Source organism: Ideonella sp. sgz306126, assembly GCF_056032705.1.
On record NZ_JBVYWP010000001.1, the window covers coordinates 106290 to 128573 of the forward strand.

The 22284-nt window shown below is 69.6% G+C and carries 17 protein-coding genes and 1 tRNA gene; 15 read left to right on the top strand and 3 right to left on the bottom strand.

The features are described 5' to 3' along the window. The first annotated feature begins 107 nt into the window (after positions 1-107). The gene (locus AC0N04_RS00465) at positions 108-1685 is read left to right on the top strand and encodes an ABC transporter substrate-binding protein (protein WP_474277512.1); all 1578 of its coding nucleotides are present in this window, start codon (positions 108-110) and stop codon (positions 1683-1685) included. A gap of 12 nt (positions 1686-1697) precedes the next feature. On the opposite strand, the gene AC0N04_RS00470 is transcribed toward AC0N04_RS00465, so the two are convergent. Further along, positions 1698-2921: an HD-GYP domain-containing protein gene (locus AC0N04_RS00470; RefSeq protein WP_474277515.1), complete on the bottom strand. Its 1224-nt coding sequence runs from the start codon at positions 2919-2921 to the stop codon at positions 1698-1700. Between the two features lie 148 nt (positions 2922-3069). Further along, complete coding sequence (locus AC0N04_RS00475; RefSeq protein WP_474277517.1) at positions 3070-3726, bottom strand: c-type cytochrome; 657 nt, start codon at positions 3724-3726, stop codon at positions 3070-3072. Positions 3727-3876: 150 nt separating this feature from the next. Here AC0N04_RS00475 and AC0N04_RS00480 point away from each other — a divergent pair, with 150 nt between their 5' ends. From AC0N04_RS00480 to AC0N04_RS00545, 14 genes are all read left to right on the top strand, one after another. Beyond that, a complete protein-coding gene (locus tag AC0N04_RS00480; protein ID WP_474277519.1) occupies positions 3877-4731 on the top strand; it encodes an AAA family ATPase in 855 nt (284 codons plus the stop codon). Then, on the top strand, positions 4728-5321 hold the full coding sequence (locus AC0N04_RS00485; RefSeq protein ID WP_474277522.1) for a GNAT family N-acetyltransferase: 594 nt from the start codon (positions 4728-4730) through the stop codon (positions 5319-5321). The genes AC0N04_RS00480 and AC0N04_RS00485 overlap by 4 nt, the downstream gene beginning before the upstream one ends. Positions 5322-5359: 38 nt before the next feature. After that, positions 5360-7375, top strand: coding sequence for a dipeptidyl-peptidase 5 (locus tag AC0N04_RS00490; protein ID WP_474277525.1), 2016 nt, complete (start codon positions 5360-5362; stop codon positions 7373-7375). An 85-nt stretch (positions 7376-7460) separates the two neighbouring features. Further along, on the top strand, positions 7461-8630 hold the full coding sequence (locus tag AC0N04_RS00495) for a vWA domain-containing protein (protein WP_474277527.1): 1170 nt from the start codon (positions 7461-7463) through the stop codon (positions 8628-8630). Next, entirely contained in the window at positions 8627-10651 is a 2025-nt protein-coding gene (locus AC0N04_RS00500) for an autotransporter assembly complex protein TamA (protein ID WP_474277530.1), read from the top strand. The genes AC0N04_RS00495 and AC0N04_RS00500 overlap by 4 nt, the downstream gene beginning before the upstream one ends. A gap of 4 nt (positions 10652-10655) precedes the next feature. Then, entirely contained in the window at positions 10656-14954 is a 4299-nt protein-coding gene (locus AC0N04_RS00505) for a translocation/assembly module TamB domain-containing protein (protein ID WP_474277533.1), read from the top strand. Positions 14955-15089: 135 nt separating this feature from the next. Further along, positions 15090-15806: a tetratricopeptide repeat protein gene (locus tag AC0N04_RS00510; RefSeq protein WP_474277535.1), complete on the top strand. Its 717-nt coding sequence runs from the start codon at positions 15090-15092 to the stop codon at positions 15804-15806. A 97-nt stretch (positions 15807-15903) separates the two neighbouring features. After that, positions 15904-16305 carry a GFA family protein gene (locus tag AC0N04_RS00515; RefSeq protein ID WP_474277538.1) on the top strand — a complete coding sequence of 134 codons (402 nt, stop codon included), beginning with the start codon at positions 15904-15906 and terminating at the stop codon, positions 16303-16305. Positions 16306-16494: 189 nt separating this feature from the next. Next, positions 16495-16569: transfer RNA gene (locus AC0N04_RS00520), tRNA-Arg, on the top strand. 142 nt (positions 16570-16711) lie between these two features. Further along, positions 16712-18145, top strand: a complete 1434-nt coding sequence (locus tag AC0N04_RS00525; protein ID WP_474277541.1) for a S41 family peptidase — start codon at positions 16712-16714, stop codon at positions 18143-18145. 46 nt (positions 18146-18191) lie between these two features. After that, complete coding sequence (locus tag AC0N04_RS00530; RefSeq protein WP_474277543.1) at positions 18192-18962, top strand: HesA/MoeB/ThiF family protein; 771 nt, start codon at positions 18192-18194, stop codon at positions 18960-18962. Positions 18963-18971: 9 nt separating this feature from the next. Beyond that, positions 18972-19874, top strand: a complete 903-nt coding sequence (locus AC0N04_RS00535) for an LOG family protein (RefSeq protein WP_474277544.1) — start codon at positions 18972-18974, stop codon at positions 19872-19874. A 40-nt stretch (positions 19875-19914) separates the two neighbouring features. Further along, positions 19915-20829: an arginase gene (gene rocF, locus AC0N04_RS00540; protein WP_474277547.1), complete on the top strand. Its 915-nt coding sequence runs from the start codon at positions 19915-19917 to the stop codon at positions 20827-20829. Between the two features lie 183 nt (positions 20830-21012). After that, complete coding sequence (locus tag AC0N04_RS00545) at positions 21013-21318, top strand: c-type cytochrome (protein ID WP_474277549.1); 306 nt, start codon at positions 21013-21015, stop codon at positions 21316-21318. A gap of 21 nt (positions 21319-21339) precedes the next feature. Here the strand turns inward: AC0N04_RS00545 and AC0N04_RS00550 are convergent, their stop codons facing one another. Beyond that, a complete protein-coding gene (locus AC0N04_RS00550) occupies positions 21340-22170 on the bottom strand; it encodes a DUF429 domain-containing protein (protein ID WP_474277552.1) in 831 nt (276 codons plus the stop codon). Positions 22171-22284 lie beyond the last annotated feature (114 nt).

Below are 22284 nucleotides of genomic sequence, written 5' to 3' on the forward strand. Positions count from 1 at the left end.
CCGGGCCGATGATCGACCTGACCGATGGAAAAACCCCTCTGGCCTCGAACGCGACAACGGCCTGACTACACTCGACGCCCTTGGCCCACCGCACCAAAGGATCGAAGGTGAAGATTGCCCTGCTGTCATTGACCCTGGCGCTGCTGCTGGGCGCCGCGGCTCCCTCCGAAGCCCAGACCTTGCGCTGGGCCAGCGCGGGCGACGCGCTGACGATGGACCCGGATGCGCAGAACGAGATCCTGACCAACATGATGAACGGCCAGGTCTACGAACGGCTGGTGATGCGCGACCAGCAGCTGGGGATCGTGCCGCAACTGGCGCTCAGCTGGCAGCAACTCGGCCCCACCCACTGGCGCTTCAAGCTGCGCCCGGGCGTCCGCTTCCAGGACGGCACGCCGTTCACCGCTGACGACGTGGTGTTCTCGGTCGAGCGGGCGCGCCAGCCCAGCTCGCAGATCGCCAACTACGCCAGCGCCTTGGGCACGGTCAAGAAGATCGACGCACTGACGGTGGATTTCGTCCAACCGGCGCCGAACCCGATCTTCCTCCAGCACCTGGACGCGGTGTTCATCATGAGCAAGGCCTGGTGCGAGGCACACCAGGCCGTCGCGCCGCAGAACTTCAAGGACAACCAGGAGAGCTTCACCGCCCTGCATGCCAACGGCACCGGGCCTTACCTGCTGGTGAGCCGCGAGCCCGGCGTGAAGACGATCTTCAAGCGCAACCCACGCTGGTGGGGCCACTTCGACGGCAACGTGCAGCAGGCGGTCTACACCCCGATCGCCAACGACGCGACACGACTGGCGGCGCTGCTCTCGGGCGAGATCGATTTCATGCTCGACCCGGCGCCGCGTGACATCGCCAGGCTGCGCCGCACGCCTGGCGTGAAGGTGATCGACGGGCCCGAGAACCGCATCATCTACATCGGCATGGACCAGGCGCGCGACCATCTGCTCTATGGCCATGCGCCCGACGGCCGCAACCCGTTCAAGGACTTGCGGGTGCGCCGCGCGATGTACCAGGCGATCGACATCGAGGCGATCCGCAGCAAGCTGATGGACGGGCTGGCAGCCCCCACCGGCGCGGTGGTGCCGTCGCCGCTGGCCGATTTCAACGACCCCGAGATCGAGAAGCGCCTGCCCTACGACCCGGCGGCGGCGCGCGCGCTGATGGCCCAGGCCGGCTACGCCACGGGCTTCGACGTGACGCTGGACTGCCCGAACAACCGCTACCTCAACGACGAGAAGATCTGCGTCGCGCTGGCCGCGATGTGGGGCCGCATCGGCATCCGGGTCAGCGTCAACGCGATGCCCAAGGCCACCTACTTTCCGAAGCTGGAACGGCTGGACACCAGCCTGTACCTGTTCGGCTGGGGCGGTGCGATCACCGATGCCGAGACCACTTTCACGCCGCTGTACCGCAACCGCGGCGCCAATGGCGTGGGCGAGTACAACCGGGGCAACTTCAGGGACGACAAGCTCGACGCCTTGATCGCCGCCAGCTCGGTGGAGGGCGACCCGGTCAAGCGGCGCGCCCTGATCAAGGCGGCGTTCGCGCAAAGCGAATCGCAGATCCACTACCTGCCGCTGCACCGCCAGTTCATCCCCTGGGCAGCGCGGCAGAACGTGTCGGCCGTGCACCGGGCCGACAACTGGCTGGAGCTGGCCTGGGTCTCGATGAAGTAGGGCCGCGGCCGCTCAGCGCCGGGGCGCCGCGTCGCCGGCCCAGAGATCGTTGAGATGCTTGAAGCCCCAGGTGTCGGGGTTCTCGCGCGCGACGATGCGGTCGCTCGATCGCGACAGCTCCAGCCATTGCGGCGCCATCGGCATCTGCGACTTGGTCGAGAAGAACACCTTGACGGTCGGTGCGACCAGGTCCTGGGGGTTCTGCTCCACCACCACGGCCAGCCGTCCGGATTGCAGCCGTACCAGCGACCCGGTAGGGTAGATGCCCAGGCTCTTGACGAAGGCGTGGAACACCGTCGGATCGAAGTGGCCCTTCCATGACGCCATGCGCGCGATCGACTCGGCCGGATCCCAGCCGGCCTTGTAGGGACGGTTCGACGTGATCGCGTCGTAGACATCGCAGACCGCGCCCATCCGGGCCATCGGCGTGATGTCCTCGCCGGCCAGGCGGTGCGGGTAGCCGGTGCCGTCGATCCGCTCATGGTGATGAAGGCAGACGTCACGGGCGCTGGCGGGCACGCAGCGGCCTTCGGCCAGCATCTCGTGGCCTCGCTCGGGGTGGGTTTTCATGATGCCGAATTCGGCGTCGGTCAGCTTGCCGGGTTTGTTCAGCACCGCCAGCGGCATCGCCGCCTTGCCCAGGTCGTGCAGCAGGCCGGCCATGCCGGCTTCGCGGCATTGTTCTTCCGGCTGCCCCATCTCGCGGCCCAGCGCCACCATCAGCGCGCACACCGCGACCGAGTGCATATAGGTGTAGTCGTCCTGGGTCTTGAGCCGCGCCAGGCTGACGAAGGCGCCGGGATTGCGCAAGACCGACTGGGTGATGTCGTCCACCAGCGGCATGCATTGTTCGGCGTCCACGGCCTTGCCCATGCGCGCCTCGTTGAACATCGAGCTGACCTGGGCCCGCCCCAACTCCAGCAGCGCCGAAGCCTGGCTGAGTTCGTCCTGCAGACTGCGCGACGGCGGTGGCAGCCTGACCGCCGGCGCCGCGGCGGGCGGGCTCGCCGGACTCGCGGCCGGGCGCGGAGCGGGCAACGGCGCCGCGGCCACGTCCAGTCCCTTGGACACATCGATCCAGACCCCGGCCAGGCCGCTGGACTGCAGCTTGCGCAGGTCCTCCTGATCGCGGATGACGAACTTCGACTTCCAGAACGGGTGGTCGATCCACGCCCCGTCGAGCGCGTGCAGGTGCATGCCGAGGCGGACCTGTGCGACCGGAATTTTCTTCAGCATGGACTGTGGCAAGGCAGCGGGCCGGCTGGAGTGCAGTTCGGCTGGTGCGACTGTGCCCGAACGGCCCAGCCTGAAAAAGCAGAAAACCGCCGGCAAAGCGGCGGTTTCCGGGTGATGGGTGCCCGCGAGGACACCCACGGCGTCGGCTTCAGCGGAAGCGCGATTCCGGCACCGTCTTGACCTCGCCCGGCAGCGAGGCGAGGTAGTTGGCGACCTGGCCGACTTCAGCGTCGGTGAGCGTCTTGGCCATGCCCACCATCGTCGGGTTCGAGCGGCCGAACACCGGGCTGTCGCTGGTGCGGTAGGCCGTCAGTGCCGCCACCAGGTAATCGGCGTACTGGCCTGCCAGGCGCGGATTGCCCGGGTCGGTGGTGTTGTTGAAGTTCGGTCCGTGGCAGGCCACGCACAGCGTCAGCTTGCCCTTCAGGTCGGCCGGCAACTCGGCCTGGGCCGGCACGGCCGGACCCTGGCCAGCACCTTCCGACGAGTAATACGCCGCCAGATCGGCGATGTCCTGGTCGCTGAGCGAACCGGCGATGCCACGCATCGACGGGTGCTTGCGGTCGCCCTTGCGATACTCGTCGAGCACCGCCGCGATGTACTTGCCGTTCTGGCCCGAGATCATCGGCACGTGATAGACCTCGGGGAAGTTCGTGTGATAGCCCGGAATGCCATGACAGCCGATGCACATCGCATTCTTCTTCGCACCCGCCTGGGCGTCGCCCTTGAGGGTTTGGGCCTGGGCCGTGCCCAGCAAAGAGAGGGTACCGGCCAGGGCCAGAAGCAGGGAAATCGCCTTGTTCATCGCTGTGGGTTTCGTCAGCTGGGGGGTGGATGGAAGGGGGTGAAGTTGGCAGGGCGCACCCCGCTAACTCACGGAAATTTGCGATTTGTCAATGATTATAAAGGTCGAGCTTATACTGGTTTGAGCCCCTCGCGCATCAAGATTGCCCCTATGAAATTCCAAGGAACCGACAACTACGTGGCCACCGCCGACCTGATGCTGGCGGTCAATGCGGCCATCACGCTGCAGCGCCCGCTGCTGGTCAAGGGCGAGCCCGGCACCGGCAAGACCATGCTCGCCGAGGAGGCCGCCAGCGCGCTGGGCCTGCCGCTGCTGGAGTGGCACATCAAGAGCACCACCAAGGCACACCAGGGCCTGTACGAATACGACGCGGTGAGCCGCCTGCGCGACAGCCAGCTCAGCGACGCCGAGAGCTCGGACAAGGTGCGCGACATCCGCAACTACATCGTCAAGGGCGTGCTGTGGCAGGCCTTCGAGGCGGACGAGCCGGTGGCGCTGCTGATCGACGAGATCGACAAGGCCGACATCGAATTCCCGAACGACTTGCTGCGCGAGATCGACCGGATGGAGTTCCACTGCTACGAGACGCGCCAGACCATCCGCGCCAAGCATCGGCCGCTGGTGTTCATCACCTCGAACAACGAGAAGGAGCTGCCCGACGCCTTTCTGCGCCGCTGCTTCTTCCATTACATCAAGTTCCCCGAGGCCGAGACGATGCAGCGCATCGTCGACGTGCATTTCCCCGGCTTGAAAAAGGAGTTGCTGGCCGCCGCGCTGAAGAGCTTCTACGACGTGCGCGGCCTGCCCGGGTTGAAGAAGAAACCGTCGACCTCCGAGCTGATCGATTGGCTCAAGCTGCTGGTGGCCGAGGACATCCCGGCCGAGGTGCTGCAGAACAAGGACGAAAAGGTCACGCTGCCGCCGCTGGTGGGCGCGCTGCTGAAGAACGAGCAGGACGTGACGCTGTTCGAGAAGCTGGTCTTCATGCAGTCGAGGAACCGGTGATCGAGGTCCGCCCCGTCACCCTGGAGCGTGACCCGGTGCGCCTGGTGCCGCTGGGCCTCGAACACGAAGCCGGCTTGAAGGCGGCCGCCGCCGACGGCGCGTTGTGGACCCTGCGCGTGACCTCGGTCCCCGAACCGGCGCAGACCCGCAGCTACATCGAGACGGCGCTGGCGGGCCGCCAGGCTGGCCACCGCTTGGCGTTCGCGGTGCTGGACGCCGCCAGCGGCGAGGTGATCGGCTGCACCAGCTACCACGACATCGTGCCCGCCATCGATCGGCTGGAGATCGGCTGGACCTGGTACGCGAAGCGGGTCCAGCGCAGCGCCGTCAACACCACGGCCAAGCTGCTGCTGATGACCCATGCCTTCGAGACCCTGGGTGCGCAGCTGGTGGGCTGGCGCACCGACATCGACAACCTCGCGTCGCAGCGCGCGATCGAACGCCTGGGCGCGAAGAAGGACGGCGTGCTGCGCCACCACGCGCTGCGCCGCGACGGCACGGTGCGCGACACCGTGATGTACAGCCTGACCGTCGGCGAATGGCCGGACGTCAAGGCCCACCTGAACTGGCAGCTGACGCGTCCGCGCTGAGCCCGCACGGCCCGCCCTGCCCCGCCAACGGAGACACCATGGCCGCCAAGAAGCCCTTCACGATCGACGCGCTCTGGAAATTGCAACGGGTCGGGCCGCCCAGCCTGTCGCCCGACGGTGCGCAGGCCGTGTGCGCCGTGACCACGCCGTCCATGAAGGACAACCGGTCCCGCAGCGCGCTGTGGCTGCTGTCCACATGGGGCGGCCGGCCGCGCGAGCTGACCCATTGCGGCGACAAGGACGGCCAGGCCCGCTTCTCGCCGCGCGGCGACCTGATCGGCTTCGTCGCCAAGCGCGAGCAGCAGGGCCACAAGGACGACGAGCCCCAGTTCTACGTGATCCCGCCCGACGGCGGCGAGGCCCGCCGCATCGGCTCGGTCGCCACCGGCGTCGAAGCCTTCAAGTGGTTTCCCGACGGCAAGCGCATCGCCTTCATTTCGTGGGTCTGGCCCGAACTCAAGGGCAGCGCGGCCCAGGCCAAGGCGCACAAGGCGTTCAAGGAACGCAAGGAAACCGGTTACGTCACCAGCGAGGCCAGCTACCGCTACTGGGACCACCACGTTCCCATGGGTCGCCAGGCCCACCTGCACGTGATGGACCTGGGCAGCGGCCGGGTCACCGACCTGTTCGAAGGCAGCGGCTTCGAACTCAGCCGCTTCGACCCCGATGAACACAGTTTTGACATCGCGCCCGATGGGCGCCGCATCGTGTTCTCGTTCGACCCCGACCCGGCCCAGCGCATGGACGGCGAGCATGCGCTGGCGCGGATCGACCTGAAGAGCCGCCGCATCGTCCCGTTGGTCCGAGAAAACGGCTGGGACCTGGTGGCACCGCGCTTCGACCCGGAAGGCCGGCGCGTGGCCTTCCTGGCCAGCCACCAGGGCCGCAAGCACACCTTGCCGCACCACCTGGCGGTGTGCGACGCCGCCAGCGGCGATTGGGACGTGGTCAGCGGCGATTGGGACCACGACGTCCACGCCCCGCTGCTGTGGGAGGACGACGGCCTGGCGCTGCTGTTCAGCGCCGAGCAGCAGGGGCGCCAGCACCTGTGGCGATTCGACCTGGCCGACCGCCGCGCCGAGGTCACCGTGGCGGGCGGCTGGGTCAGCGCCTTCGACAAGGCCGCCGGCACGCTGGTCAGCCTGGCCGACACCGCCGAACACCCTCCCCGGCTGCACGCCCACCTGCCGGGCGAGGCGCCGCGCCGCATCGAACGCTTCAACGACCAGGCGCTGGCCGCCTTCGATCTGGGGCACCACCAGGAAGCCTGGATCACCGGCGCGCAGGGCGACGCGGTGCAACTGTGGCTGCATTACCCGCCCGGCTTCAACCCGAAGAAAACCTGGCCGGTGATGCACGTGATCCACGGCGGGCCCCACACCGCGCCGGGCGACAACTGGCACTGGCGCTGGAACAACAAGCTCTTCGCCGCCCAGGGCTACGTGGTGGCGAGCGTGAACTATCACGGCTCCTCGGGCTTCGGCCATGCCTTTCTGGACTCGATCACGCACCGCTGGGGCGAGTTGGAACTGCAGGACGTGGAGGTCGCCACCGACTGGCTGCTGGCCCAGCGCTGGGCCGACCCGAAGCGGGTCTTCGCCACCGGCGGCAGCTACGGCGGCTACATGGTGGCCTGGATGAACGGCCACGTGGCGCCCGGTCGCTACGCGGCCTATGTCTGCCACGCCGGCTGCTTCGACTGGACGGCGATGTTCGCCGACGACGCCTATGTGGCGCACGCCAAGGACCTGGGGGCGTTCTACTGGGCCGACCCGGCCCGCGTCGCCGCCCAAAGCCCGCACACCCACGCCGGCGCGTTCAGCACGCCGACGCTGGTGATCCACGGCGCGCTGGACTACCGCGTGCCCGACGCGCAGGGCCTGGCGTACTACAACACGCTCAAGGCCCGCGGCATCCCCGCCCGGCTGCTGTGGTTCCCGGACGAGAACCACTGGATCCTGAAGCCCCGCAACAGCCGCCTGTGGCACGAGGAATTCTTCGGCTGGCTGCGGGCGCACGACCCGGGCGTCCGGCCGCGCCGACGCCAGCCTTGACCAGCGCCGACCGGCGCTGCCCGGCCCGCACCGCCATTCGGCACAATCGGGCTGGCGCCGCTGCCGGTCGGTGGACGCCCTCGCCATGCTGATCAACTTCTTCTACACGCTGCGCGCCGCCAAGCTGCCGGTTTCGGTCCGGGAATACCTGAGCCTGCTCGAAGCGCTGAAGGCCGGCGTGATCGGCCCGTCGGTCGACGATTTCTACTACCTGGCCCGCACCGCGCTGGTCAAGGACGAGACCCACTTCGACAAGTTCGACCGGGCCTTCGGCGCCTACTTCAAGGGCGTGGAGATGCTGACCGACTTCGGCAAGGAGATTCCGCTGGAGTGGCTGCAGAAGATCCTGGAAAAAGAGCTCAGCCCCGAAGAGAAGGCGGCGATCCAGAAGATGGGCTGGGACGAGTTGATGGAGACGCTGAAGAAGCGGCTCGAAGAACAGAAGGGCCGCCACGAGGGCGGCAACAAATGGATAGGCACCGGCGGCACCAGCCCGTTCGGCCACGGCGGCTACAACCCGCAGGGCGTGCGCATCGGCGGCCCCGGCAAGAACCGCAGCGCGGTCAAGGTGTGGGAGCAGCGCGCCTACCAGGACTACGACGACTCGCTCGAACTCGGCACCCGCAACATCAAGGTCGCGCTGCGCCGGCTGCGCCGCTTCGCCCGCGAAGGCTCCGATCTGGAACTGGACCTGGACGACACCATCCACAGCACCGCCGCCAACGCCGGGCTGCTGGACATCAAGATGGTGCCCGAGCGCCACAACAAGGTGAAGGTGCTGCTGATGATGGACGTGGGCGGCACCATGGACGAGCACATCCACCGGGTCGAGGAACTGTTCAGCGCTGCCAAGAGCGAGTTCAAGCACCTGGAGTTCTATTACTTCCACAACTGCGTGTACGACTTCATGTGGAAGAACAACAAGCGCCGCTACGCCGAGAAATCGCCCACCTGGGACATCATCCGCAAGTACAACAAGGACTGGCGGCTGATCTTCGTCGGCGACGCGACGATGAGCCCCTACGAGATCCTGCAGCCCGGCGGCAGTGTCGAATACAACAACGAGGAACCCGGTGCCGAATGGCTGCAGCGGCTGACCCACGCCTTTCCGAAATACGCCTGGATCAACCCCGAGCCGCAGGGCGTCTGGCAGTACCGGCAAAGCATTTCCATCGTCCAGCAACTGATGCCCCAGCGCATGTTCCCGTTGACGCTGCAAGGATTGGAATCGGCGATGCGGCCGCTGAGCAAATGACGCGCTGGCTCGATGGGCGCTGCGCCAGCCCGGCCTGGCGCGCGACCCTTCTCGCGCTCGCGCTGGCCGGCACGGCGGGCCGCGGTCAGGCCGCAGAGGCCGTCCCGCCGACCCCGGCCGCCTCCGCGCCGCAGCCCGCGGCATCGGCAGCATCGGCAGCATCGGCAGCATCGGCAGCGTCGGCAGCGTCGGCGGCCGAGGTGTCGGGCACCGATCCGTCGACCGCGGAGCCCGCCGCCGCAGACTCGCCGCCGACGACCGCCACCTCGTCGCCCGCCAGAGTGGGCGAAGGCAGCCTCGCCCCGCAGCTCGACATCGAGGCACCGGGGCCCATCAAGGACCTGCTGGCGAAGTACCTGGACCTGGCCCGCGCCATCGCGTTGCCGGGCGACAGCGGCATCGGCCGCTACGAGTGGTCGCGCCTGATCGCCGGCACGCCCGCGCAGGCCGCCAGCCTGATCCAGCCGCTGGGCTACTTCGCGCCGCGGATCAGCCTGTCGCGCGAGACGGGCAGCCCGCAGCGCGTGCACCTGAGCGTCGACCCCGGACCGATCGCCACTGTCGCCAAGCTCAGCTTCAACGTCGAGGGCGAGTTGAACGAGCGCGCCGAACAAGGCGATGCCCAGGCCCGCCGCGACCGCAGCGCGATCGAAGCGCTGTGGCCGCTGACCCCCGGCAACGCGTTCAGCAACGCGGCCTGGGCCCAGGCCAAGACGCAGATCCTCGCCCGCCTCTACACCCAGGGCTACGCGGCGGCGACCTGGGCCGGCACCCAGGCCGAAGTCGATGCGGCCCATCACACCGTGCGGCTGTTCGCGGTGGTCGACAGCGGCCCGCTCTACCGTGCCGGCGAGATCGAGGTCGACGGCCTGCAGCACCAGGATGCCGACCGCGTGCGGGCACTGGCCGGCTTCGTGCCGGGCGACGCGCTGACCGAGAGCCGCCTGCTGGACTACCAGGCCCGGCTGCTGAAGACCGGGCTGTTCGATCAGGTCAACGTCAGCCTGGACAACGACCCCGCGCAAGCCGCCCATGCCCAGGTGCTGGTGCATCTGCGCGAGGCGCCGCGCAAGGCCGCCACCGCGGCGCTGGGCTTCAGCGCCAACACCGGCCCGCGCGCCACGCTGGAATACGTCGACCGGCGCCTGTTCGGCCGGCCGCTGACGGCGCGCGACAAGTTCCTGTGGGGCGGCACCGAGCAATCCTGGGACGGCGACGTCTCGACCCAGCCCGACAGCCACTTCCAGCGCCGCCTGATCGGCGGCACCGTGGACCGCCTGCTGACCGACACCGACGTCGAGCTGTCGCAGCGGGTACGGCTGGGCGTCGGGCAGGACCGGCCCGGCATCGAGCAACTGCGCTTCGTCGAGATCGAGCGCTCGCGCGAATGCGCGCGGCTCAACGGCGTGGCCTTCGACTGCGCCGACATCAACGCCCGCTCGGTGCAGCTGCAGCAGACCCGCCACCATCTCGACAACGACCTCCTGCCCACCGCCGGCTCCACGCTGCAGTGGCAGCTGGGCATCGGCGAAGCCAGCGGTTCGGCCAGCCGCAGCGGCGGCTTCCTGCGCCTGTATGGCCGCGCCACCCACTACTGGCCGCTGGGCAACGAGTGGTACAGCCAGGCTCGGCTGGAGCTGGGGCGGGTGTTCACGCCGTCCGGCGTGCAGGTGCCCGATTCGCAGCGCTTTCGTGCCGGCGGCGACGACTCGGTGCGCGGCTATGCCTGGCGCACGCTGGCGCCGCTCAAGGCCGACGGCAGCGTGACCGGCGGCACGATGCTGTTCACCAGCAGCGTCGAGATCGCCCATCCGATTTCGGCCCGACTGCCGTCGGTCTGGTGGGACGCCTTCTTCGATGCGGGCCGTGCTGCCGACGACCTGTCCGCGCTCCGGCCGGCGCTGGGCTACGGCGCCGGCCTGCGCTGGCGCAGCCCGGTGGGGCCGCTGCGCATGGACCTGGCCTGGGGCCGGGAGGTGCATCACCTGCGCCTGCACCTGAGCGTGGGCATCGCCTTCTGACGCCATGGACCCCTCCGACGCCCGCCCCGACGCCACGCCGGCCCCCGGCGCGCCCGCACGCCGGGGGCGGCGGGCCGCGTGGACGCTGGCGGGCAGCCTGGCCGTGCTGGCCGGCGCGGCCAGCCTGCTCGCCGCCCTGGTCGGGACGCGCAGCGGCAGCGCGTGGTTGCTGGGACGCGTGCCGGGGCTGCAATGCGACGGCGTCCAGGGCACGCTGCTCGGACCCGCGCTGTCGGTGCAGCGCCTGACGCTGCAGCAAGGGGCGAACCGCCTGCAGCTGACCGGATTGCGGCTGCAAGGCCTGGACTGGCAATGGCGCCCGCAAGCCGGCGCGTGGTGGGGCCTGCGCCTGGCCCAGGCCCGTGCCGACGAGGCGATCTGGCAGTCCGGCCCGACGCCCGCTTCGGCACCTCGCCCCGCCGCACCGCGCAGCCTGCGGCTGCCCTTCACGGCCACCATCGGCAAGATCCGGATCGACCGCTTGCAGATCGACGGACAGTCGCCCCTCACCGATCTGCAAGCGACGCTGGCGCTGGGCGCCAACGCCGGGCGCGAGCACCGGCTGAGCGTCTCGCACGTCCGCTACGACCGCTTCGAGGCCAGCGCCGACTGGCAGCAGGACGCCGACGGGCCGCTGGCCGTGCAGGCCCAGGCCTCGCTGCACAGCCTGCCGGAGGCCGGCTCGCCCTGGCAGGCCGAGCTCTACCTCGCCGGCCCGCTGGCGGCCGTCGATGCGCAGGCCCGGCTCAGCGGCGCGCCGGGGGCCGACGCCGCGCATCCGGCGCCCTCGCTGGAAGCCCGGGCGCGCCTGCGCCCCTTCTCGGCCTGGCCGCTGGGCACGCTGCGCCTGAGCACCCAGGCCCTGGACCTGGCGGCCCTGCATCGTGGCGCGCCCCACACCCGCCTCAGCGGCGACGCCCAGGTCGACACCCAGGGCGCCGACCTGCCGATCCACCTGCACCTGCACCTGCGCAATGCCGCCCCGGCGCGCTGGGACCAGGGCGGCCTGCCGCTGCGCACCGTTCAGCTCGACGCCCTGGGCCACACCGCCGTCGACGGTGGCCGCCTGCACCTGGCGCGGCTGGCGCTGACCCGGTTCAGCGCCGAACCCGGCGCCGCCGGCTCGGCGCGCATCGAGGGCAGCGGCGAGTGGGCGCAGGCGCTGCCCGGCGCCGGCGCGTCCGCCGCACTGGGCGAGGGTCATCTGGCGCTGCAACTGGCCGAGGTGCAGCCCGCGGTACTCGATCAGCGCCTGCCGGCGATGAGCTTGTCCGGGCCGGTCGACCTGCGCCTCCAGGGCCTGCCCCCGCCCGACCTGCTGCTGGGCGAGGCGACGGCCACCCCGCACCCGCAGCTGACGATCACCAGCACGCTGCACGGCCAGCGCACCGGGCCGTCGACGGCCGGATCGCCCCTGGTGCAACTGCAGCTCGACGCCCAGGCCAGCGAGGATCACCTCGCGCTGCGCGCGCTGCAGGTCCGCTCGGCCGGTGCGCAGGCCAGCGCAACGGGCGACCTGCGCCGGGAAGGCCCGCAACGCTGGCGCTGGGACCTGCACGCCGCGCTGCAGGATTTCGATCCGCAGGTCTGGTGGCCCGGCGTGCCGGGAGGCGCCTGGCAGCGCGGTCCGCATCAACTCTATGCCACCCTGGACAGCCGCGGCGCCGCAGCGCAGGCCACGCTGCAACAAGCGCTGGCGACGCCGCAGGCGTGGCGCCGCGTGGACGGCCAGACCACGCTGACCCTGGCCCCCAGCCAGCTCGCCGGCGTGCCACTGCAGGGGCGTCTGGCGTGGGACAGCCGCGCCGCCACGCCGCTGTCGGCCCAGCTTCAGTCGGCCGCCAATCAAGTCACGTTGACGATGCAGCGTGGCACCGACCCGGGCATCGAACGCTGGGCCGTCGAGGCCCGGTTGCCGACCTTCGCGACGCTGGCCCCGCTGCTGGCACTGGCCGACCGCTCGGGCGCCTGGGTGCCGACCGCCGGCAGCCTGCAAGCCAACGTGAACGGGACCGGTTCGGCGGCGGCGGACGGCCCGTGGCAATGGCAGGGCCGGCTCGACGCCAAGAACGTTGCCACAGCGGCCTTGCGCCTCGGCGACGTCGCGCTGCAGGGCCAAGGCGGCAATCGCCTCGACGCGCCGCTGTCGATCACGTTGAAGGCCCGCGATCTCCAGGGCGGCGGCGGGCAGGTCGACACCATCGACGCGCAACTCGGCGGCAGCGCTGCCCAGCATCACCTGAGCCTGCAGCTCGACAGCCCGGCCCGCCCGCCGGCCTGGTTCGAGCAACTGTTGGGGGCCCACACCGGCAGCGGCAGCCGGGTGCGCCTGGTGGCCGACGGCCGCTGGCAGACGGCCGCCGCCGACCCGGCCGGTACCGACGCCCGCGCGCCGGGCCTGGCAGCGCCCGCGGCGGACGTCGCGATCCCGCTGGCGGGCCGCTGGGTCGGCCAGCTGACCCAGCTCGAAGGCCGTGCGCGCGACGGCTCCGGTCAGCCCTGGCTGCTCGCCAAGGATCTGGGTCTGTCGCTGAGCTGGAACGACCGGGCTCAATTGCTCAGCGCCGAAGCGCAACCGGGCCGGATCGAGCTGCCCGGCACGGCCCTGCGCTGGAGCACCGCGCATTGGCAGCGCCAGGCCGGCCACCCCTTGCCCGGCATCGACCTGCAGGCCCAGATCGAACCGTTCGCGCTGGCGCCGTTGCTGGCCCGTGCCCAGCCGGACCTGGGCTGGCACGGCGACCTGAGCCTGGCCGGCCAGATCCGCGTGCGCAGCGGCGAGCGCTTCGACGCCGACCTGGTGTTCGAGCGCCGCAGCGGCGACCTGAGCGTGGCCGACGACGCCCGCGACCCCACCAGCCCGATCCGGGCGCTGGGCCTGAGCGACCTGCGCCTGGGCCTGTCCGCCCACGACGGCACCTGGCACTTCACCCAGGCGCTGGCCGGGCGACGGCTCGGCGAGATGGCGGGCGTCGCAACCGTGCACACCAGCGCGGATCGCGACTGGCCGAGCGCCGACGCGCCGCTGGACGGCGTGCTGCAACTGCACGTGGCCAACCTCGGCGCCTGGGGGGCCTGGGTGCCGCCGGGCTGGCGCCTCGGCGGCGAGCTGGAAACCTCGGCCAGTTTCGGTGGCCGCTTCGGCGCCCCCGAGGTCACCGGCCGGCTCAGCGGCCAGCATCTGAGCGCGCTGCAGCCCTTGCTGGGCGTGGCGCTGACCGACGGACAGATCGAGATGAGCCTGCAAGGGGCGACCGCCCGGGTCGACAGCTTCAGCTTCCGCGGCGGCGACGGCCGCATGACCCTGCAAGGCCAGGCCTCGCTGGGCGAGAGGCCGCAGGCGCACCTGCGTCTGACGGCCGACCACTTCCTGCTGCTGGGCCGGGTCGACCGCCGCCTGGTCACCAGCGGCCAGGCCAGCGTCGACCTGACCCGCGACGCCTTGCAGCTCGACGGCAAGCTGGTGGTCGATGAAGGCCTGATCGACTTCAGCCGCGGCAACGCCCCCGGCCTGGACGACGACGTCAGCGTGATCGACGCCGATGCCGCCACGCCGGTCGACCCGGCCGCCACCGCCGCGGCCAAGCCGGCCCGGCCCACGGTGATCCATGCCCAGCTCGACCTGGGGCACCAGCTGCACGTCAAGGGCCACGGCCTGGACACCACGCTGCGCGGCGTCCTCGACGTCAGCAACCCGGGCCGCAAGTTGACGGTGCGCGGCAAGGTCAGCACCGAGCGCGGAACCTATGCCGCCTATGGCCAGAAGCTGGAGATCGAACGCGGCGAGCTGAGCTTCAACGGCCCGGTGGACGACCCCCGCCTGGACATCTACGCGGTACGGCCCAACCTCGACGTGGTCGTGGGCGTGGCCGTCACCGGCAGCGCGCTGAACCCCCGGGTGCGCCTGGCCAGCGACACCGACATGAGCGATGCCGACAAGCTCAGCTGGCTGGTGCTGGGCCGGGCCTCGGCGGGCCTGGGGCAGGCCGACACGGCGCTGCTGCAAAGCGCCGCCATGGCCTTGCTGGCCGGCGATGGCGAAGGACCGACCGACACGGTGCTGAAATCGATCGGCCTGACCGATCTGTCGTTCCACCAGACCACGACGGGCGACGTGCACGACACCGTCGTCACGCTCGGGCGGCAGCTCTCGCGGCGCTGGTACGTGGGCTACGAGCGCGGCGTCAACGCCACCACCGGCACCTGGCAGATCATCTACCGCCTGGCCCAGCGCTTCACGCTGCGCGCCCAGACCGGCGCCGACAACGCCCTCGACGTGATCTGGAGCTGGCGCTGGCCGTGAGGCCACGGCCAGCTGCGATTCACGGCGCGCCATGGAGGTTGCCCGATGGCCCTCCACCGGAGGCTTGCGCCAGCCGACCAGGCCGGGCAAAGTCAGGGCGAAGGGAGTGCCGCTTTTGTCGGCTGGATATATTGGATGAAACCACCGTCAGCGATCCGCAAAGCCAGCATCCATGCGGCCTGGGCCTCTTCAGCACCCGCCGAGTTAGGGAGACAGGCGCCGGAGTTCGGGCGCAAAACTGTCTCCCTATATAAGTTGGCCGTCATGAAACCACGTACCGTATTCCTCGCTCTGGCTGTATTGGCTGCGTCTGCCGTTCGAGCCGCGTCCGCTGACACGTCGTGTGCTCCTGAGGCCATTGCCGCTCTTGACGCTCGTGCTTCCCAAGGCGATTTTCGAGCGCAGTTCTGGCGCGGAACGCAACTCGAAATGGGCGAGTGTGGCGCGAAAGATGTTGAGCGCGCCGATTCGCTGTTTCGCCAATCTGCGGCGCAGGGCTTCCCACCCGCGGTTCATGTCCTTGGAGTCATCCTGCGGCGCGATGGCAAGGACGGCGAGGCAATCAAGTATTTCGAGCAGTCCGCCCAACTCGGGTATCAGGCGGGGTTCGCCGATCTTGGCTTCACCTATGGCTTACGAGATTCTCCCGTGAGAGACGCCGTACTGTCCTACGCGTGGCTCACCGTTGCAATCGCTCGTGAGTCCAAAGCGCCATTGCGCGAGTATCTGGAATCTTCGCGCGCTAAAGTCGCCCGAGCCTTATCCGAGAGCGATCTTGCTAATGCTCAAAGTGTCGCCGAAAGCCTGCGCCAGAAGTTTTCATCCATCCCCGTGTGGTCGGACAAGCAATGAAGGCCAACCCGGCAGTCGAGCGGACCTGCGCGAAAAGCCGCGCAGGCCGCTCACTTCAACGTTGGGCCTCAGCCGCCACCCACTCCGCAAGGCACGCATGATCAAGTCCGTCGGCGGTGTCGCCGTCCTGCCTAAACATCGGCTTTCCTGCCACTGCGGTTCGGTCGTGCTTGAACTCGACCTACCCGATGGCATCGTGAATCCTCGTCGCTGTGACTGCTCCATTTGCCGCAGAAAGGGTGCAATCGTCGCTTCGGTCGTACTGTCTGGCATCAAGGTCATCCAAGGCCAAGACGCACTTAAGCTCTACCAGTTCAACACGAAGGTGGCCCGGCACTACTTTTGTTCCAACTGCGGCATCTACACCCATCATCAACGCCGCTCGTTCCCGGATCAGTACGGGTACAACGTTGGCTGCCTGGAAGGCATCAACCCGTTCGATCTGGAGCCTGTGCCGTTGAATGATGGCGTCAACCATCCAGCAGACCGCAAGCAGTGAAGCATGGGCATCTCGGCGATCTGCGGCCACTGAGGCCTCTGAAGAAGCTCCCTGACGGGCTCCGAAGGTCATGACTTTGCGTTGTGACGGATGGGCGTTTCCTCGGCGCGACTTGCGGCGCAGGCCGCGATCTACCTCGTAGGCCGGCAGCTGAAGGCCCTGCCCCATGTCAAAATGGCGGGCTGGCCCGCCGCCGTAGTTCAATGGATAGAACGGGGACCTCCTAAGTCTCAGATGCAGGTTCGATTCCTGCCGGGGGCGCCACACTTCGCAGGCAGCGCCTGCTCCAGCCGCTCGGTGCTCGAAAAGGCCTTGATTCCAGGGCAACTTTCGGCGCTGGCCGGCATCAGACCCTCTCGGGTCGGTCCTATACTGCCGCATCTTGCGGGCGTCGGAAGCTGAATACATGGGTGCGAAATTGAAAGTGGCCGGGCTGCTGACCCTGGGGGCGGTGGCCGGAGCGTTGACCGCGATCCAGATTCAGGCGATGGCGCGCAGCAGCTACGGGCCGCTGCCGCTCGAAGAGATGCAGCAGCTGGCGGCGGTGTTCGGCATCGTGAAGACCGAATACGTCGAACCGGTCGACGAGAAGAAGCTGATCACCGACGCGATCAGCGGCATGGTCGCCGGGCTGGATCCGCACTCGCAGTACTTCGACAAGAAGAGCTACAAGGAATTCCGCGAGAGCACCACCGGCCAGTTCGTCGGCGTGGGCATCGAGATCGGCATGGAAGACGGGCTGGTCAAGGTCGTCTCGCCGATCGAGGGCTCGCCGGCCTTCCGCGCCGGCATCAAGAGCGGCGACCTGATCACGATGATCGACGACGCGGCGGTCAAGGGCCTGAGCATGGAGCAGGCGGTCAAGCGCATGCGCGGCGAGCCCAATACCAAGGTCACGCTGACGCTGTTCCGCAAGTCCGAGAACCGCAGCTTCCCGGTGACGATCACGCGCGAGGAAATCCACGTCCAGAGCGTGCGCGCCAAGATGATCGAGCCCGGCTACGCCTGGCTGCGGGTCAGCCAGTTCCAGGACCGCACGACCGACGATTTCGCACACAAGCTCGAAGAGCTCTACAAGCAGGACCCGAAGATCAAGGGCCTGGTGCTGGACCTGCGCAACGACCCGGGCGGCCTGCTCGACGGCGCGGTGGCGCTGGCGTCGGCCTTCCTGCCGGCCGATGACGTGGTGGTGACCACCAACGGCCAGATCCCCGAGTCCAAGGCCACGTTCCGGGCCACCCCCGACAACTACCTGCGCGGCACCGGCCCGGACCCGCTGAAGAAGCTGCCGATCGCGCTGAAGACGGTGCCGATGGTGGTGTTGGTCAACGAAGGCTCGGCCTCGGCCAGCGAGATCGTCGCCGGTGCGCTGCAGGATCACAAGCGCGCGGTGCTCATGGGTGCGCAGACCTTCGGCAAGGGCTCGGTCCAGACGGTGCGCCCGCTGACCGCCGACACCGCGCTGAAGATCACCACCGCGCGCTACTACACGCCCAGCGGCCGCTCGATCCAGGCCAAGGGCATCGTGCCCGACATCTGGCTGGATGAAACCGCCGCCGGCGATGTCTTCGCCGCGCTGCGGATGCGCGAAGCCGACCTGCAGCAGCACCTGATCAACGGCGACGCCAAGAAGGACGAGGCCCGCACCAAGGCGCGCGACGAAGCCCGGCAGAAGCTTGAAGAGCAGCTGGCCAAGTCCAAGGAGCCGCCCAAGCCGCTGCCCGAGTTCGGCAGCCCGGACGACTTCCAGCTCAATCAGGCGCTCAACCAGCTCAAGGGGCTGCCGGTCACGGTCAGCAAGACCATGAGCGAGCGCAAGGCCGAGGCCGAGACCGAATAGGCCCGCGCGGGTCCCCGCTCGTTGCGCCAGCGCAGGCGTCCCTTCCATGACTGACGACGACCTGCTGCGCTACTCGCGCCACATCCTGCTCGACGAGATCGGCATCGAGGGTCAGCAGCGGCTGCTGCGCTCGCATGCGCTGGTCGTCGGTGCGGGGGGACTGGGCTCGCCGGCGGCGATGTACCTGGGCACCGCGGGCGTCGGCCGCATCACGCTGGTCGATCCCGACACGGTCGACCTGACCAACCTGCAGCGCCAGATCGCCCACACCCAGGCCCGCGTCGGCCTGCCCAAGGTCCAGTCGGCGCGCGAGACCCTGCAGGCCTTCAACCCGGGTCTGCGCGTCGAGGCGCTGCAGCAGCGGGCCGACGCGGCGTTTCTCGCCCAGGCCCTGGCCGACGTCGACGTGGTGCTGGACTGCTCCGACAACTTCGCCACCCGCCATGCGGTCAACGCCGCCTGCGTCGCCCATCGTGTGCCTTTGGTCTCGGGGGCGGCGATCGGCTTCGATGGGCAGATCTCGGTCTACGACACCCGCTCGGCCGAGCATCCCTGCTACGCCTGCCTGTTCCCACCCGACGCGACCTTCGAGGAGGTGCGCTGCGCGACGATGGGCGTGTTCGCGCCGCTGGTGGGCATCATCGGCACGATGCAGGCCGCCGAGGCCTTGAAGCTGCTGAGCGGCGTCGGCCCGTCGCTGGCCGGCCGGCTGCTGATGCTCGATGCGCGCAGCATGCACTGGGACGAGATCCGCCTGCCGCGCCAGGCCCACTGCCCGGTCTGCGGCCAGCGTCCGCCGCCACCCGCACAAAGGTAAGCTCGCCGCATGAGCGCACACAAGACCGATCTGACCGCCCGCAATTTCCCCAGCGCCACCGAGGACGCCCACAGCGCCCAGGCGCCCAGCCCCTACAGCGGGCCCGAGAGCAGCTACCGGCTGGCCTACACCGACACCGAATTCCTGCTGCGCGAAGAGTTGCGGCCGGTGCGCATGCAGCTCGAACTGCTCAAGCCCGAACTGGTGCAGCGCGAACAAGGCATCGAGAGCACGATCGTGATCTTCGGCAGCGCCCGCATCCCGGCCCCCGAGGCGGCGCGGGTCCGGCTGGCCGAAGCCCAGGCCGGGGGCGACCCGGCGGCGGTCCGCGTGGCGCAGAGCCAGGTCGAGATGAGCCGCTACTACGACGAAGCGCGGCGCTTCGCGCGGCTGGTCACCGAGCGCTCGCGCTCGCTGGCCACGCCCATCGTCGTCAGCACCGGCGGCGGGCCCGGCATCATGGAAGCCGGCAACCGCGGCGCGCACGACGTCCAGGGCAAGAGCCTGGGGATGAACATCGTGCTGCCGCACGAGCAGCAGCCGAACCCCTACATCACGCCCGAGCTGTGCTTCCGGTTCCACTATTTCGCGCTGCGCAAGATGCACTTCCTGATGCGCTCGGTGGCCCTGGTGTGCTTTCCCGGCGGCTTCGGCACGCTCGATGAACTGTTCGAGACCCTGACGCTGATCCAGACCGGCAAGAGCCGCCGCCGCCCGGTGCTGCTGTTCGGCCGCGAATTCTGGGAGAAGCTGATCAACTTCCAGCATCTGGTCGACACCGGCATGATCGGCGCGGACGACCTGTCGCTGTTCCATTTCGTCGAGAGCGCCGAGCAGGCCTGGGACAAGCTGGAGGAGCACTACGCCTTCGACCCGCGCCGCGACGAGGTCGGCGAATACGCCGACGATTGACGCGAGCCGGACCGGGCCGCGACGCGCCACAATCCGGCCCATGCGAAAGAACGTCACCCTCATCGGCGCGCCCACCGACATCGGTGCCGGCGCCCGCGGCGCCAGCATGGGGCCCGAAGCCCTGCGCGTGGCCAACATCGGCCCCATCCTGGAAGGCCACGGCCTGCAGGTGCGCGACCGCGGCAACCTGATCGGCCCGGCCAACCCCTGGCAGCCCCCGGTGGACGGCTACCGCCACCTGCCCGAGGTGGTCGCCTGGAACCGCCTGGTGCACGACGCCGTGTACCAGGAGCTGCAGCAGGGCCAGTTGCCGATCCTGCTGGGCGGCGACCACTGCCTGGGTCTGGGCTCGATCAGTGCCGTCGCACGCCACTGCCGCGAGGCCGGCAAGAAGCTGCGCGTGCTGTGGCTGGACGCGCACGCCGACTTCAACACCCACGTGCTCACGCCCAGCGGCAACGTGCACGGCATGCCGGTGGCCTGCCTGTGCGGGCACGGGCCGCAGGCGCTGATCGAGATCGGTGGCCAGGTGCCGGCGATCAACCCGAAGTGGATCCGGCAGATCGGCATCCGCAGCGTCGACGCGGGCGAGAAGCGGCTGGTGCACGAGGTTGGGCTGGACGTGTTCGACATGCGCTACATCGACGAGATGGGCATGCGTCACACGATGGAACTGGCGCTGGCGACGATGGATGCGCAGACCCACCTGCACGTCAGCTTCGACGTCGATTTCCTCGATCCCGAGATCGCACCGGGCGTCGGCACCACGGTGCCGGGCGGCCCGACCTACCGCGAAGCGCAGCTGTGCATGGAGATGATCGCCGACACCGGCCGCCTCGCGAGCCTGGACGTGGTCGAGCTCAACCCCGCGCTGGACCTGCGCAACAAGACCGCCGACCTGGCGGTGGACCTGATCGAAAGCCTGTTCGGCAAGAGCACGCTGATGCGCCGCTGAGGCGCTCCGCGGCGGCGCGGCCGAGTGTGGCGGCGCGGCACAGTCCGGGCCGAACGCCGGTGCGCGGCACGCCGGCGGCTCCGGGGCAACCCTTGGTTTGCGGGCCGCTGCGCCGGCCCGGCGGGTGGCATGTGGCTTGCGATGGCTGGCCACACCCCACCATCGCACGCCCGAGGAGACCCCATGCTGCGCCGCCCCCCACTCATCGCCTTGACCCTGCTGAGCCTGGCCCTGCCGGCCTTCGCGTCGGACGACGGCGAAACCGTGTTCAAGCAGAACTGCGCGATGTGCCACGTGCCCGGCCTGGCCAACTCGCCGAAGTTCGGCGACAAGGCCGCCTGGGCGCCGCGCCTGGCCCAGGGCCGCGACGCGCTGCTGCACTCGGCGCTCAACGGCAAGGGCGCGATGCCGCCCAAGGCCGGCAACCCGAAGCTGGACGACGACGAGGTCGCCGCCGCGATGGACTACATGCTGGCGGCCGCCAAATAAGCCGCATCGCGCACGGCCCGCTCAGGCCGTCAGGATCCAGCCTTCCAGCGGATCGACCTGCGCCGGCCAGCCCCAGCGCGGCCGGCTGCTGGCCCACCCGGCCTGCAGCAGGCAGATGACAGCGTCCAGCCGGTCGCCGCGCGCGTCCTGCACCAGCGCGTCGCGCTGGGCATGGCTGAGCTTGAGGCGCAGCCCGAGCCGGTGCCGGCCCTGCTCCAGCGCGTCGACCAGGTCCTTGCGGGCGATCAGCCGCTCGGCCGTCTGCTGCGCCGGCGTGTCGCTCTTGTACGAGCGCCGGCCCAGGATCTCGCGCGCCAGCAGGCCCGGGTAGGCCTCCAGGGCGACGCGGCGGGCGTCGCCCGGCTGCAGGCCGGGCAGGTCCACCCCGGCGGCCCTCAGCAAGGGAACGCCGGCGTGCAGCATGAATGCCACCGGCGGGTTGACCCATTTCATGCTCGGCGACGAACCCGCCGGCCCGTCGCAGGCGCGGTGGGCGAACTTGCCGCCCGCGGGCCGCGCATCGCAGAACGCGGCAAAGGTCGCTCGGATCTCCTCGCGCGACAGGCCGGCGTAATGCCGCATCAGCGCGGCCCACTCGGTCGGCCAGCCCAGGTGCTCGACCAGTTCGCGCGGCAGCCCGAACGGCAGGTCGAAGCCGCCGACCCAGTCGCCCGGCTCGGCCAGCCAGTCGCCGAAGGCCGCCAAGCTGTCGTGGCTGGCCAGGCGGTCCAGGCGCAGCACGCGCGCCGCACCGGCGCCGCCCAGCCGGCCCTGCGCCACCACCACCGGCTTGGCGCGCGTCGGCGCGCTGCTGAAATCGACCCCCACCAGCATGGGTTCACCGTGTTGCATGCGGCGATTGTCGGCGCCGGACGCTTCCCCCGGGCCGGCCGGGGGAGTCCTTGCCAAGACCGGGGGGAAGACCGCACGATGGCGCGGCCGGGCCGCTGCTGGGACAATGCAGGC